Below are 13,082 nucleotides of genomic sequence, written 5' to 3'. Positions count from 1 at the left end.
CGCCATCAGTCGGCGCCGTTCATGCGTCGAAGCTGAGGCTCAGCTTGCGCAGCAGTCCGGCCAGGCGATCGCGATCGGATCGGGACAGGCCCCGCAGCAGCTCGGCCTCGACGTCGACGAGCCGCGTGATCGCGGCATCCACGCGCACTCGCCCGTCGTCGGTCAGGATCACCAGCACGCTGCGTCCGTCGCCGGGGTCGGCCTCGCGACGCACGAAATCCCGCGCGACCAGGCGGTCGATGCGGTTCGTCATCGTGCCGCTCGAGACGAGGGTCTGCTGCAGCAGCTGTTTGGGGGAGAGTCGGAACGGTGCGCCCGCGCGGCGCAGTGCCGACAGGACGTCCCACTCCCACGGCTCGATGTCGCTGCGCCGGAAGACGTCGCGCCGGGCGCGGTCGAGATGCCGGGAGAGGCGGTCCATGCGCGAGAGCACCTCGAGCGGGGAGAAGTCGAGATCGGGCCGCTGCGTGTTCCACGCACCGACGATCCGATCCACCTCGTCCGTTGCGCTCATCCGTTCATTATCGCGCCTGCGCGCCCGATGCGATCACCGCGACCGGCACCGGATGGAGCGTCAGGAAGACGCTGTGCGGATCGGGGCGGTAGCGACCGAAGGCCGCGGACTCCGTGAAGCCGGCAGCGGCGTACAGGGCGCGGGCCGGGAGGAAGAAGTCGGAGCTGCCGGTCTCGAGCGAGATGCGCCGGATCCCGCGCGCGGCGGCATCCGCCACGAGATGGTCGAGCATCTCCCGGCCGAGCCCCCGGCCCCGATACGCCGGATCGGTGCGCATCGACTTCACCTCCTCGTGGTGGGCGTCGACCGTCGCCAGCGCCCCGGAGGCGATCGGGCGGCCGTCGTCCGTCATGGCGAACAACCGCACTCCGGGTGCGAGCAGGCGATCGAACGGCAGAGCATGGCGGCTCTCCGGGGGAGCGGTGTCCTCGAGATCGTCGAGGTGGGCCAGGAGGAAGTCGGCCATCTCGGCGGTGGCGGTCTCGATGCGTTGGATGATGATGCCCATCCCGACATCATGACGCCACCGTGTTTCCTGCGGATGTCGACTCCCGCGCGCACCGCACGAATCCCGCTCGCACGGGCGGGAAGGCCGCGGCGTGGCAGAATTGACCGGTGGCGTCCCCGGGGGCGCCGCGGTCCGCCGTGGTGTAATGGCAGCACGACAGCCTTTGGAGCTGTGAGGTCTAGGTTCGAACCCTGGCGGCGGAGCATGACACGGAACAACCTCGCCATCATCATCCTCGCAGCGGGCCAAGGCACCCGCATGAAGTCGCGGCTTCCGAAGGTGCTGCACGCGATCGGCGGACGTCCGCTGGTCGGCCACGTGCTCACCACCGCCGGGCGCCTCGACGCCGCGCACATCGAGGTGGTCGTGCGTCATGAGCGCGACCAGGTCGTGGCCGCGCTGAGCGCCGACTACCCCGACGCCGTGTTCATCGATCAGGACGACGTCCCCGGCACCGGACGTGCCGTGCAGGTGGCCGTCGACGCCCTGCCCGACGACTTCGACGGCGACGTGCTCGTACTCTCCGGTGACTGCCCCCTGGCGGATGCCGACACGCTCGCCGCGTTCGTGGCGGAGCACCGGACCTCCGGTGCCCCGGCGACTCTCATGACGGCCGTGGTGGACGATCCCCGCGGCTACGGACGGGTCATCCGCGACGCCGACGGCAGCGTCGATCGCATCGTCGAGCAGAAGGACGCGAGCGATGAGGAGGCGGCCGTCCGTGAGATCAACGCGGGCATGTACGTCTTCCGTGCCCGGACCCTGCGCACCTACCTGCCCGAGGTGGGCGTGGACAACGCGCAGGGCGAGATGTACCTGACCGACGTCCCGGGTCTCCTGCGCCGTGACGGAGACCGCGTCGCGGCATCCGTCGTCTCCGACGTGACCGTGACCTACGGCGTCAACGACCGGGCGCAGCTGGCCGAGGTCGGGCGTCTCCTCAACGCCCGTATCGTGCGGCGCTGGCAGCTCGAGGGCGTCACCGTGATCGATCCGGCGACGACCTGGATCGACGACGATGCGACGCTCGCCCCGGATGTCACGATCCTGCCGAACACTCACATCCTGCGCGCGACCTCGATCGGTGCCGGGGCGATCGTCGGCCCCGACACCACGCTCGTCGACTGCGAGGTGGGGGAGGACGCCATCGTCCGCCGCACCGACGCGACGCTCGCCGTGATCGGCGCCGAGGCCACGGTCGGGCCGTTCTCGTTCCTGCGACCCGGCACGGTCCTGGGTGCACGCGGCAAGATCGGCGCGTACGTCGAGACCAAGAACGCCGAGATCGGCGAGGGCAGCAAGGTCCCGCACCTCTCGTACGTCGGCGATGCGACCATCGGCCGTGGCGTGAACCTCGGCGCGAGCACCATCACCGCCAACTACGACGACGTCGCCAAGCACCGCACGATCATCGAGGATCAGGTGCACACCGGCTCGCACACGGTGCTCGTCGCGCCCGTTAGGCTGGGTGCGGGCGCGAAGACCGGCGCCGGTGCCGTCGTCCGCAAGGATGTCCCCGCCGGCGCTCTGGCCATGAGCGTCGCGCCTCAGCGCAACATCGAAGGCTGGGTCGAGAAGAACAGGGCAGGAACGGGTGCGGCGGACGCCGCAGCCAAGGAACGATCGGCGGAATAGGCGAACATGGCGCGCAAGAAGAAGACAGTCGATCTGGATCGCGACAACGGGATCGCGCCCGGTCTGGTCGCGAAGACCAAGAAGCGGCTCGTCATCGCCGGTGGGCGCTCGCACCCGCAGCTGACGGCCGACGTTGCCGCCTCCCTCGGCACCGAGATCGCGCCGACCGAGCACCGCACCTTCGCATCCGGCGAGATCTACGCCCGCTTCGAGGTGTCGATCCGCGGCTGCGACCTCTTCCTCATCCAGACCTTCGGTGAGCCGGTCAACGAGTGGCTCATGGAGACGCTCATCATGATCGATGCCGCCAAGCGCGCCTCGGCCAAGCGCATCACGGTGGTCGCCCCCTACTACCCGTATTCGCGCCAGGACAAGAAGGGCCGCGGTCGTGAGCCGATCAGCGCCCGTCTCGTGGCCGACCTGCTCAAGACCGCCGGCGCCGACCGCGTCATGAGCGTCGACCTCCACGCCGCGCAGATCCAGGGCTTCTTCGACGGCCCCGTCGACCACCTGTTCGCGAAGCCCGTGCTGCTCGAGCACTTCCGGAGCACGCTGAGCGCCGCCGACCGCGAGGTCCTCACGGTCGTCTCGCCCGACATGGGCCGCGTGCGCGTCGCCGACACCTGGTCGGACAGCCTCGGTGCCCCGCTCGCGATCATCCACAAGCGCCGCGACCCCAAGGTCGCCAACCAGGTCTCCGTGCACGAGATCGTCGGCACGGTCGAGGGGCGCACCTGCCTGCTCGTCGACGACATGATCGACACCGGAGGCACGATCGTCAAGGCGGCCCAGGCGCTCAAGGCGGCCGGTGCGCTCCGCGTCATCGTCGCCGCGACGCACGCGATCTTCAGCGACCCCGCCAACGAGCGTCTGCAGGACGCGGCGATCGACGAGGTCGTCGTGACCGACACGATCCCCCTCACCGAGTCGCGCCGATGGGAGGGCCTGACGGTCCTTCCGATCGCCCCGCTGCTCGCTCGGGCGATCCACGAGGTGTTCGAGGACGGATCGGTCACGAGCATGTTCGGCGGCGACGCTTAGAGGACGCATCGCGGAGGCACAGCGCGCGCATAGGCCGTGTCCCTACGGTCGAATCGACGACGAGACCTCGTCTGACACCGAGCCGGGAGGACCGCCATGATCCGCACCACCGTACCGACCTCTGTCCGCAAGGGTTCCGCCATCGTCGGAATCGCCGGGCTCCTCGTCCTGGCGGGGTGCTCCGGCACCGCCGATGCCGAAGACGCCTCCACCTCGGGAGACACCGGAACCAGCACCGACTCCAACGGCGGAGGCTCCGACGCCGCCGGCTCCTACACGGACGGCACCTACACCGCTGACGGCTCGTACCAGACCCCGGAGACGGTCGAGGAGATCTCCGTGACCCTCACGCTCGCCGAGGGGGTCGTGACCGAGGTCGAGGTCACCGGAGACCCGCAGGCTCCCGAGTCCTCCCGCTACCAGTCGGAGTTCATCGACGGGATCTCGGACGAGGTCGTCGGAAAGTCCATCGACGAGCTGAACGTGAGTCGCGTCGCCGGCTCCTCGCTCACCAGCGGGGGATTCAACGACGCGGTCGAGTCGATCAAGGAGCAGGCTGCCGCCTGACGCCCCGCTCATGGCGACCTGGCAGTTCGACGCGATCGGCACCCGCTGGGAGGTCGAGACCTCGACAGATCTGACCGTCGATCTCCGTGAAGCGGTCACGAGCGAGATCGACCGCTTCGATCGGGAGTGGTCGCGGTTCCGTGCGGACTCGGGCGCGACGCGTCTGGCCGCCTCGGGAGGAGAGCTCCTCTCCCCGGATGCCGCGCCCATGCTCGACGCGTTCCGGGCGGTGTCCACGGCCACGGCGGGGGCGGTGAACCCGTTGGTGGGCGAGAGCCTCGATGCGCTCGGCTACGACGCGGAGTATTCGCTCGTCGCCGCGGCCCCCGTGGCCGCCCCCACGGCCTGGGCCGATCGGATCCGCTGGTCCGACGCCGGAGTGACCGCGTCCGCCCCGGCGCCGATCGATGTGGGGGCGCTCGGCAAGGGGCGCCTCGTCGATCTCGTGTGCGCGGTGCTCGACGGCCTGCCGGGAGACCTGGTGGTCGACGCCGGCGGTGACATGCGCTTCCGCGGGGCGGCAGCGCGGGTGGCGCTGGAGCACCCCTACGATGCCACGAGGGCGATCGGTGTGGTCACGGTGCAGGACGGGGCGCTGTGCGCCTCGGCGACGAACCGGCGGGCCTGGGGAGACGGGCTGCATCACGTGCTCGACGCGCGGACCGGGGTGCCCGTGCGCACCTGGGCCGCGACCTGGGCTCTCGCCCCGGACGCGATGCGCGCGGACGCTGTCGCCACCGCCCTCTTCTTCGACGGTGGCCCCGCGCTCGCCGCCGAGTGGGGTGTGGAGTGGGTGCGCATGTCGACCGACGGACGTGTGCAGCGCTCGCCCGGATGCCCCGCCGAGCTGTTCCTCGCGAAGGCGGATCCCACCCGCCGCGGGTAGGACGAGAGAAGGATGGACACCGTGACCACTGCATTCACCGCCGCGCGACAGCGCGTGCTCGCACTCCTGGGCGCCCTGTCGATGTACCGGCTGGTGCTTGTCTCCCTGGCGGCGCTCGCGGTCATCGCGCTCGTGCTGTCGACGCTGGGCGTGATCGTGTCGCCGACCCCGCTCGAGATCCTCGTGAGCTTCGTGGTGCTCGCCGCCGTGATCTCCGGTGTGGATGCCGCCGCACAGCGCGTGTTGCGGCTGCCGTGGCGGATCGAGTCCTCCCTGGTGACGGCGCTGATCCTGCTCTTCGTCCTGCGGCCGGGGCTGGAGCCGTCGATGCTGCTCGGTCTCGCCGTCGCCGGTGCCGTCGCGAGCCTGTCGAAGTACCTGATCGCGTGGCGCGGACGGCACATCCTCAATCCGGCGGCGTTCGGAGCGGCGTTCGTCTCGATCCTCGGATCGTTCGGCGCGCTGGAGTGGCTCGGCACCTCGGCGTCCTGGTGGGTGGGCACGCCGTCGCTCTTCGTGCCGGTGGTGCTCCTCGGCCTCGCGGTGCTGTGGCGCACGGAGAAGGTGCGCGTCGTGGCGGCGTTCCTGGCAATCGCGGTCGTCACCTCGGTCGTACGGCAACTCGTGCAGTCGCAGCAGTTCGACATGGCCTTCGACCTCGGGACCGCGGTGCAGTTCGCCCTGCTGCAGTCGCCGTTCCTGTTCCTCGGGGCGTTCATGCTGTCCGAGCCGCTCACGCTGCCGCCTCGTCGCTGGCAGCAGTTGTCGGTGGCGGCGCTCGTGGGCGTGCTCGCGGGGTGGCCGATCTCGGTCGCCGGTCTGTTCACTCTCGGCCAGGAGCGGGCGCTGCTGATCGGCAACCTGCTCGCCTTCGCGTTCGCGCTGCGCGGATCCGTCCGGCTCGTCCTGGAGCGCCGTGCTTTCGTGACCCCGACCGCGCAGGAGCTGACCTTCCGGGCGAAGGGGAACGTGTCCTTCCTCCCCGGGCAGTACCTGGAGCTGGATGTGCCGCATCGCCGCCCCGATGCCCGGGGCACGCGCCGGGAGTTCAGCATCGTCTCGGCGCCGGCAGATCTCCCGATCCTGCGGATCGCCTACAAGAACGGCAACCAGCAGCATCCGTCCTCGTACAAGCGGGCGCTGGCCGATGCGCAGCCCGGTGCCGCGCTCGCGGTCACGGGGACCTGGGGCGACTTCATCCTGCCGCGCGGCGAGGCCCCGGTGCTGATGGTCGCGGCGGGCATCGGCGTCACTCCGTTCGTGTCGCAGCTGCGCCAGCTCCAGGCGGCGGGGGAGCGGCGCGACATCGTGCTCGTGTACGTCGCCGCGGAGGCGTCGGAGCTGGCCTTCCAGGATGAGCTCGCGGCGACCGGGGTGCCCGCCGTCGTCTTCACCCGGGACGAGCCCGCCCACCTGCCGCCGCACTGGACCTGGGCAGGCGGAGCGCGTCTGGATGCCGCGGGGCTCGAGGGTGCCGTGCCGGACCTCGCCGCGCGCCACGCGTTCATCTCGGGTCCGCCGCGGCTGATCGCCGACCTCGCTCCGGCGCTGCAGAAGGCGCGCGGGCTGACGACCGACGCGTTCGCGGGGTACTGAACCGCGGCGCTCCCGGTCCGGAGCCCGGGGTGTCGGGGGTCCGGGCGTGTCCGCCCGGTGCCCGCCCGGCGCCCCGGCCCGCGCGCATGCAGGACATTCGTCCATCTGCAAGAGCGACTCGCCACGATTCGTCCTGCAGGTGACGAGAGTTCCTGCACGTCGCGGACGCGGCGGGGGAGTTCGGTCGATCATGGGTGTCGAAGGGCGACGGCGGCGACTCTTCCTGCACCGGAACCGTCGGACAGGGAGAGTCCCCGAATCGTGACTCCTGCGGGTTCGTCGACGTTCTCCAGACGCGAGGATCGATGGATGCTGACACCGGATCACGTCCTCACCCATCACGGCGGCGTCGCGCGCGGCACCCTCCTCCACCGGTTCGGGCTCGATCGACGCATGCTCGAACGAGCCGTGCGCGAGGGAAGCATCCTGCGCGTCCGGCAGGGCGTGTTCGCCGCACGCGATGCCGAGGAGGACGTCGTGACGAGGGCCCAACACGGTGGGGCCCTCACCTGCGCGCGGGCGCTGCGTCTGCACGGGTGTCTGGGCGCGGCGTGGCCGCGAGGCGGGAGGGCGTGGCCACGGCGTGGGAGTGGTGGGGAACGTGGGCGCGGGACCCCGCGAGACCGTGCGAGGGGCCTCGGGCGTGCCGGGGAGATCCTCAGCCGTGTGGAGCGGATGCCGGATTCAGGGGCAGGCGCACCGTGAAGGTGGTGTCTCCCGGCTCGCTCGAGACGGAGATCTCTCCACCGTGGCCCTCGACGATCGCCTTCACGATCGCGAGACCCAGACCCGTGCCTCCGGTCTGGCGAGCACGCGAGGTGTCGGCACGCGCGAAGCGGGCGAACAACTCGTCCCGCACGCCGGGGTCGATCCCGGGTCCGTCGTCGTGCACGCGCAGCACGGCCTCCTCGCCCTCCTGGCTCACCCGCAGCGTGATGACGGTGCCCGGAGGCGTGTGGGTGCGCGCGTTGGCCAGCAGGTTCGCGACCACCTGGTGCATGCGGCCCGCGTCGCCGACGATCACCACGGGCTCGTCGGGCACCTCGATCGCCCACTCGTGGTCGATCGCGGTCGGACGGGCGTCGGAGAGCCCCTCGAGGGCGAGCTGGGCGAGGTCGACCGTGCCGTACACGAGCTCGCGGCCCTCGTCGAGGCGGGCGAGCAGCAGCAGGTCCTCGACCAGGCGCGTCATGCGCAGCGACTGCGCCTGGATACGCTCCAGCGAGGTGGTCGTCCCCTCGAGCGCTTCTGCGGGCGGCTGCATGCTGATCGCGCGCAGCGAGAGCTCGGAGTAGCCCCGGATCGAGGCGAGGGGGGTGCGCAGCTCGTGGCTCGCATCCGCGACGAAACGGCGCATCCGCTCCTCGTTCTTCTGCCGGGCGGCCAACGAGGTGTTCACGTGATCGAGCAGAGTGTTCAGAGAGGCGCCGACGAGGCCGGTCTCGGTGCGCGGGTCGGATTCGGATGCCGGGATGCGCTCCGTGATGCTGACCTCACCGCGATCGAGGGGCTGATTCGCGACGCGCATCGCCGTCGCCGCGACCGCACGCAGAGGTTTGAGGCCGACGCGGATCGTGATCGCGGTGGTCAGGGCGAGCAGGATGAGCCCGCCGAATGTGGCGAGAGCGATCACCGTGAGCAGGGTTGCGAGCTGGTTCTGGATCTCGTCACGCGGGAGACCCGCGATGACCAAGACGTTGCCCGGAGTGGAGGTGATCGCCACTCGGTAGGAGCCGACGCCGTCGATGGAGACGTTCGCGACATGATCGGTGCTGAGCGCGGCCGCGACCTGCGAGAGCTGCGCGTTCGACAGGCTCATGGTGGTGCCGCTGAGGTCTCCCTCGGTGTCCGAGAAGACCACTCCGCTCGTGCCGGTGACCTGGTTCGAGACGACGAAGAGCAGACCCGGCGGCACCTGGGACAGCGGTCGTTCGAGGATGTTCTCGACCGTCGCGCGGTCCGGGGAGACCTGTTCGGACAGCACGGTGAGGGAGCGGAGGGGGCCGTACAGGTTCTGATCGAGCTGGTCCTCGAGCGTGCGGCTCAACGTCGCACTCGTGATCACCGCGACGATCACGAGGATCAGCGACACGAACCCGATCACGGCGGTCATGAGCCGCGTCTGCAGGCTCATCGGCCGCCGCATGATCGCGGGTGCTCTCACTGAGGCGCCTTGATCATGTAGCCGACGCCGCGGACGGTGTGCAGCAGCGGTGTGCGTCCCGCGTCGATCTTCTTGCGCAGGTACGAGATGTACAGCTCGACGACCGAGGACTTGCCCCCGAAGTCGTAGCTCCACACGCGGTCGAGGATCTGAGCCTTCGACAGGACACGGCGCTCGTTGCGCATCAGGTAGCGCAGCAGCTCGAACTCGGTCGCGGTGAGGTCGATCTCGGTGCCGTCGCGCACGACCTCGTGGCTGTCCTCGTTGAGGCTGAGGTCGGCGACGCGCAGGATCGACTGCCCGTCATCGGCCAGAGCGTGGCCGGTGCGGCGGATGATGGCGCGCAGCCGGGCGATCACCTCTTCCAGGCTGAACGGCTTGGTGACGTAGTCGTCGCCGCCGGCGGTGAGCCCGGCGACACGATCGCCCACGGCGTCCTTCGCGGTGAGGAACAGCACCGGCACCAGGCTCCCGGCCTCGCGCAGGCGCTTGAGCACGGCCATGCCGTCGAGGTCGGGCATCATGATGTCGAGCACCAGTGCGTCCGGTTCGAACTCGCGGGCGACCTGCAGCGCTTCCATGCCGGAGGACGCGGTGCGCACCTCCCAGCCCTCCATGCGCAGCGCCATCGCGAGGAGGTCCGTGAGCATCTGCTCGTCGTCGACCGCGAGGATGCGCAGGGGAGAACCGTCGGGGCGGCGCAGTTCGGGGAGATCGTTGCTCATGCGACCATTCTGCGGAATCTCCTATGCGATTTCTATGGAGACCTCTATGCGTTGCCTGTGAACGCGGCGGATCATGTCAGTCGATCGTCGGGGAGCGCGAGGAAGTCGAGGCCGTCGTCGAGAGCGAGCCGGTCCGACAGTTCCGCGAGCGGCCCGTCGAGATGTGCGCACGCGCGCACGCTGAGTCGCCGAGGTCCCGGGAGGGAGTGGTACACGGCGAACTGTCCTCGAGGGTCGATGGCGGGGCCGCGCACCGCTGCCGCCACGTGGACCGGGATCCGCAGACGGCGGGCGGCGATGGCGGCGTCGAAGTAGTCCAGCACCGGGCGCGCCTCCGGATGGGAACGCAGATGCCGACGCACCGCCTCGCCGCTCCCCGTGCACCGCCGGCTCAACCGGGTCGAGTGGTCTCCGAAGCTCGGCACGTCGAGCGCAGCACGTCGGAAGCGCGCATCCCAGGGGAGTGCCATGGCGCCGATGCCCCCGCCGAAACTCGTGCCGTTGAAATCGAGACGGCCGGCCGCACCGGGCGCACGTTCGAGCAGGACGGTCGCCGCGCGCCAGATGTCCGCGGCTGCGAACCGGTGCGAGTAGGTGTCGCGTCGGGAGATGCCCGCGACGACATGTTCGTCGGCCGACGCCGGAAAGCGGCTGCGGACGGCGAGGTGGGTGCCGGGAGCGCACGGGAAGATCGCCGCGGTGTCCGGGGGGACGCGGTCGGGTTCAGGCCCGGTGCGCCCTCCGTACCCGTGGCCGATCACGAGCCCGCGTCGGATGGCGGATGACACGCGTGGCACCATCACGAAGCCCACCGCGGGTTCGTCGGCCGACGAGGAGAAGCGGATCTCCGTCACGCGATGCGTGCCCGAGGAGTCGAGCTCGGCGACCGTCTCGTGGTCGACGGCCCCGGTGCCGAAGGTCTGGAAGGTGTCGCGCCAGAACGCGTCGAAGTCCTCCGGCTCGTCCTGGCGCGGCCCCGGCGTCAGCAGCGCGCTCAGCGGGTGCTCCGCCATCTCCTCGGGCGGGTCCTCACTCATCGCCGGCCTCTCTCGTCGTGGGAATGCGATCCCGACGACGCTACCCCGCCGCCGCCGCCGCCGCGGTCCGGTGCGACAGTCCATAGTCTCTTCATCGCCGCCCCCTCGAACCCGCATATGCGCTCTTCCTAACGTCGATCCCGTCCCGCGATGTCCGCGGCAGAAGGAGAGAGATGTTCGGAAGATACCTGCGCCGCGAACTTGCCGGGCGCACGAAGCAGACCCTGATCGTGACGATCGGCCTGGCGATCGCGATCGCCCTCGTGATCGTCGTCAACGCCCTCACGGCCGGCGTGCGCGACGCCCAGAACCAGGCCCTCGAGTCGGTGTACGGCGTCGGCACCGACCTCACGATCACCGGAGCGGCGACGGAGCCGGGGGAGGGCGGGGGACCGCGCTTCCAGTTCGACGAGGATGCCGGAGAGACCGACGGCGACACGACGAGGCTGGATCAGTCGATGCTGGTGACGGACTTCGCGCGCGGAACACTCGACGCCTCGGTGGTCGACACCGTCGCCGGGACCGAGGGCGTCTCGGCGGCATCCGGAGCCCTCAGCCTCACGAACTCGACGTTCTCGGGGGAGGTGCCCAGCGGCGGATTCGGGCAGCAGGAGGGCGAGCAGGGCGTCGCCCCCGAGGCAGGGCAGGCGCCCCCGGAAGGAGGCCAGGGCGGCGGCGAATTCGGCGTCGAATCGTTCACGGTCCTCGGTGTCGACCCGGCCGCGACAGCGATCGGCCCGCTGGCCTCGGCGGAGGTGACGGACGGCCGCGCCCTCGATGCCGCAGATGCGGGGACCCTCGTCGCCCTGGTCGACAGCACCTATGTGACGACGAAAGAGATCGCGGTCGGGGACACGATCGATGTGGCCGGATCCGCGCTCGAGGTCATCGGCATCGTGGCGTCCACGTCGGACGCCGCCGACACGGCGGCGAACGTCTACCTCCCGCTCGACACGGCCCAGGAGCTCGCGGGCGTCGGCGACGTCGTGTCCACCGTCTCCGTGCAGGCGGACTCCGCGGCGTCGATCGACACCGTGCAGTCGGCGCTGTCCGACGCGCTTCCCGATGCGACGGTGACCTCGCAGTCCGAGCTGGCTTCGACGGTCTCCGGCTCGCTGTCGAGCGCGACCTCGCTGATCACGAACCTCGGCACGTGGCTCTCGATCATCGTCCTCGTCGTCGCCGTGCTGCTCTCGGTGCTGCTGACCCTGTCCGGCGTCTCGCGGCGCACGCGGGAGTTCGGCACGCTCAAGGCGATCGGCTGGTCCGACGGGCGCGTCGTGCGGCAGGTGGCCGGTGAATCGATGGTGCAGGGACTGATCGGCGGGGCGGCCGGTCTCGTCCTCGGCATCGCGGGCATCGTGGTCATCAACCTCGTGCGTCCGACCGTGGCGGCCGCGGCCGCGAGCCCCGGGAACGGCGGGCCCACGGGCGGCCCGGCCGGTGGGGGAGGTGCGATGTTCGCGACGACTCCGGCTGCCGACATCGTGCTCCAGGCCCCGCTCACCCCCGTGGTCCTCGTCGTCGCCGTGGGACTCGCCGTGCTGGGCGGACTCGTCGCCGGGGCGTTCGGCGGTTGGCGTGCGGCACGACTCAGCCCCGCAGAGGCATTGCGGTCCGTGGCATGAGCGGCACCGAGACGACCCCGCAGATCGACCAGAAGGAGAACGACATGACCATGGCAGAGCCCGCCCCCACGGCACAGAGCGACAGCGATCGCCTCCCGCTGTATCGCGCGACCGGCGTCACGCGGACGTACTCGCAGAAGGGCAGGACGGTGAACGCGCTCACCGGGGTGGACCTCGAGATCATGCCGGGAGAGTTCGTCACGATCCAGGGGCCGACCGGGGGAGGGAAGTCCACGCTCCTGCAGCTGCTCGGGGCCTTGGACACCCCCTCGGCGGGATCGCTCCGCCTCGACGGGAGAGAGCTGGCATCCGCGTCGGCGACCGAGCTCTCGCGCATCCGTGCCGATGAGATCGGATTCGTGTTCCAGTCGTTCAACCTCATCCCGACACTCACCGCCGCGGAGAACGTCGACATGGCCCTCGAGCCGCTGCGTCTCGACAGGACGGAGCGTCGGATGCGCGTGGACGCCGCACTCGCTCACGTCGGGCTGGACGACCGCGGTGCGCACCTGCCCACCGAGCTCTCCGGCGGTCAGCAGCAGCGTGTGGCGATCGCTCGCGCGATCGTGAAGCGTCCGCGGGTGCTGCTCGCGGACGAGCCGACCGGCAATCTCGATGAGAGCATGCGTGACGAGATCCTGTCGCTCCTGCAGGCGCTGTGCGCCGAAGGCATCACCATGATCGTGGTCACGCATGATTCCGCCGTCGCGCGACGGGCGACCCGGCGCCTGCGTCTGACGAAGGGCGCCGTGCAGGACATCACCCGCTGACACCGGACGCA

General features: G+C 70.4%; 13 protein-coding genes and 1 tRNA gene. 9 read left to right on the top strand and 5 right to left on the bottom strand.

Annotated features, from left to right (window positions below):
- Window positions 1-19: 19 nt before the first annotated feature.
- Together ACWA14_RS10720 and ACWA14_RS10715 are read right to left on the bottom strand one after the other, a co-directional pair.
- A complete protein-coding gene (locus ACWA14_RS10720) occupies window positions 20-514 on the bottom strand; it encodes a MarR family winged helix-turn-helix transcriptional regulator (protein ID WP_463793242.1) in 495 nt (164 codons plus the stop codon).
- A gap of 7 nt (window positions 515-521) precedes the next feature.
- Window positions 522-1,022, bottom strand: a complete 501-nt coding sequence (locus ACWA14_RS10715; RefSeq protein WP_463793240.1) for a GNAT family N-acetyltransferase — start codon at window positions 1,020-1,022, stop codon at window positions 522-524.
- 131 nt (window positions 1,023-1,153) lie between these two features.
- On the opposite strand from ACWA14_RS10715, the gene ACWA14_RS10710 reads away from it, so the two are divergent.
- From ACWA14_RS10710 to ACWA14_RS10680, 7 genes are all read left to right on the top strand, one after another.
- A tRNA-Gln gene (locus tag ACWA14_RS10710) sits at window positions 1,154-1,225 on the top strand.
- A 1-nt stretch (window position 1,226) separates the two neighbouring features.
- On the top strand, window positions 1,227-2,657 hold the full coding sequence (glmU, locus tag ACWA14_RS10705; RefSeq protein ID WP_463793239.1) for a bifunctional UDP-N-acetylglucosamine diphosphorylase/glucosamine-1-phosphate N-acetyltransferase GlmU: 1,431 nt from the start codon (window positions 1,227-1,229) through the stop codon (window positions 2,655-2,657).
- Between the two features lie 6 nt (window positions 2,658-2,663).
- Window positions 2,664-3,698 (top strand): ribose-phosphate diphosphokinase, encoded by a 1,035-nt coding sequence (locus ACWA14_RS10700; protein WP_463793237.1) that lies wholly within the window; start codon window positions 2,664-2,666, stop codon window positions 3,696-3,698.
- 96 nt (window positions 3,699-3,794) lie between these two features.
- Window positions 3,795-4,265 carry an FMN-binding protein gene (locus ACWA14_RS10695; RefSeq protein ID WP_463793235.1) on the top strand — a complete coding sequence of 157 codons (471 nt, stop codon included), beginning with the start codon at window positions 3,795-3,797 and terminating at the stop codon, window positions 4,263-4,265.
- 10 nt (window positions 4,266-4,275) lie between these two features.
- Entirely contained in the window at window positions 4,276-5,151 is an 876-nt protein-coding gene (locus tag ACWA14_RS10690; protein ID WP_463793233.1) for an FAD:protein FMN transferase, read from the top strand.
- Window positions 5,152-5,163: 12 nt separating this feature from the next.
- On the top strand, window positions 5,164-6,747 hold the full coding sequence (locus ACWA14_RS10685; RefSeq protein WP_463793231.1) for an FAD-dependent oxidoreductase: 1,584 nt from the start codon (window positions 5,164-5,166) through the stop codon (window positions 6,745-6,747).
- A 309-nt stretch (window positions 6,748-7,056) separates the two neighbouring features.
- Window positions 7,057-7,452, top strand: a complete 396-nt coding sequence (locus tag ACWA14_RS10680) for a type IV toxin-antitoxin system AbiEi family antitoxin domain-containing protein (RefSeq protein ID WP_463793227.1) — start codon at window positions 7,057-7,059, stop codon at window positions 7,450-7,452.
- Here the strand turns inward: ACWA14_RS10680 and ACWA14_RS10675 are convergent.
- From ACWA14_RS10675 to ACWA14_RS10665, 3 genes are all read right to left on the bottom strand, one after another.
- Complete coding sequence (locus ACWA14_RS10675) at window positions 7,406-8,881, bottom strand: sensor histidine kinase (RefSeq protein WP_463793224.1); 1,476 nt, start codon at window positions 8,879-8,881, stop codon at window positions 7,406-7,408. The genes ACWA14_RS10680 and ACWA14_RS10675 overlap by 47 nt on opposite strands.
- Before the next feature lie 26 nt (window positions 8,882-8,907).
- On the bottom strand, window positions 8,908-9,636 hold the full coding sequence (locus ACWA14_RS10670) for a response regulator transcription factor (RefSeq protein WP_463793222.1): 729 nt from the start codon (window positions 9,634-9,636) through the stop codon (window positions 8,908-8,910).
- Between the two features lie 71 nt (window positions 9,637-9,707).
- Window positions 9,708-10,673, bottom strand: a complete 966-nt coding sequence (locus tag ACWA14_RS10665) for an acetylxylan esterase (protein WP_463793220.1) — start codon at window positions 10,671-10,673, stop codon at window positions 9,708-9,710.
- 173 nt (window positions 10,674-10,846) lie between these two features.
- Between ACWA14_RS10665 and ACWA14_RS10660 the strand changes: the two genes are divergently transcribed.
- Entirely contained in the window at window positions 10,847-12,301 is a 1,455-nt protein-coding gene (locus ACWA14_RS10660) for an ABC transporter permease (protein ID WP_463793218.1), read from the top strand.
- 44 nt (window positions 12,302-12,345) lie between these two features.
- A complete protein-coding gene (locus ACWA14_RS10655; RefSeq protein ID WP_463797429.1) occupies window positions 12,346-13,071 on the top strand; it encodes an ABC transporter ATP-binding protein in 726 nt (241 codons plus the stop codon).
- Window positions 13,072-13,082: the final 11 nt, after the last annotated feature.

This window comes from Microbacterium sp. TW_SC_2 (genome assembly GCF_055361165.1).
Note: the sequence above shows the minus strand (reverse complement) of the source record. Positions and strands in the feature narration are given on the sequence as shown.

Excerpts from the sequence above, each read along its gene's own strand:
- ACWA14_RS10720 (WP_463793242.1), bottom strand. The coding sequence starts at position 514 with ATGAGCGCAACGGACGAGGTGGATCGGATCGTCGGTGCGTGGAACACG.
- ACWA14_RS10715 (WP_463793240.1), bottom strand. The coding sequence starts at position 1,022 with ATGGGCATCATCATCCAACGCATCGAGACCGCCACCGCCGAGATGGCC.
- glmU (WP_463793239.1), top strand. The coding sequence starts at position 1,227 with ATGACACGGAACAACCTCGCCATCATCATCCTCGCAGCGGGCCAAGGC.
- ACWA14_RS10700 (WP_463793237.1), top strand. The coding sequence starts at position 2,664 with ATGGCGCGCAAGAAGAAGACAGTCGATCTGGATCGCGACAACGGGATC.
- ACWA14_RS10695 (WP_463793235.1), top strand. The coding sequence starts at position 3,795 with ATGATCCGCACCACCGTACCGACCTCTGTCCGCAAGGGTTCCGCCATC.
- ACWA14_RS10690 (WP_463793233.1), top strand. The coding sequence starts at position 4,276 with ATGGCGACCTGGCAGTTCGACGCGATCGGCACCCGCTGGGAGGTCGAG.
- ACWA14_RS10685 (WP_463793231.1), top strand. The coding sequence starts at position 5,164 with ATGGACACCGTGACCACTGCATTCACCGCCGCGCGACAGCGCGTGCTC.
- ACWA14_RS10680 (WP_463793227.1), top strand. The coding sequence starts at position 7,057 with ATGCTGACACCGGATCACGTCCTCACCCATCACGGCGGCGTCGCGCGC.
- ACWA14_RS10675 (WP_463793224.1), bottom strand. The coding sequence starts at position 8,881 with ATGAGCCTGCAGACGCGGCTCATGACCGCCGTGATCGGGTTCGTGTCG.
- ACWA14_RS10670 (WP_463793222.1), bottom strand. The coding sequence starts at position 9,636 with ATGAGCAACGATCTCCCCGAACTGCGCCGCCCCGACGGTTCTCCCCTG.
- ACWA14_RS10665 (WP_463793220.1), bottom strand. The coding sequence starts at position 10,673 with ATGAGTGAGGACCCGCCCGAGGAGATGGCGGAGCACCCGCTGAGCGCG.
- ACWA14_RS10660 (WP_463793218.1), top strand. The coding sequence starts at position 10,847 with ATGTTCGGAAGATACCTGCGCCGCGAACTTGCCGGGCGCACGAAGCAG.
- ACWA14_RS10655 (WP_463797429.1), top strand. The coding sequence starts at position 12,346 with ATGACCATGGCAGAGCCCGCCCCCACGGCACAGAGCGACAGCGATCGC.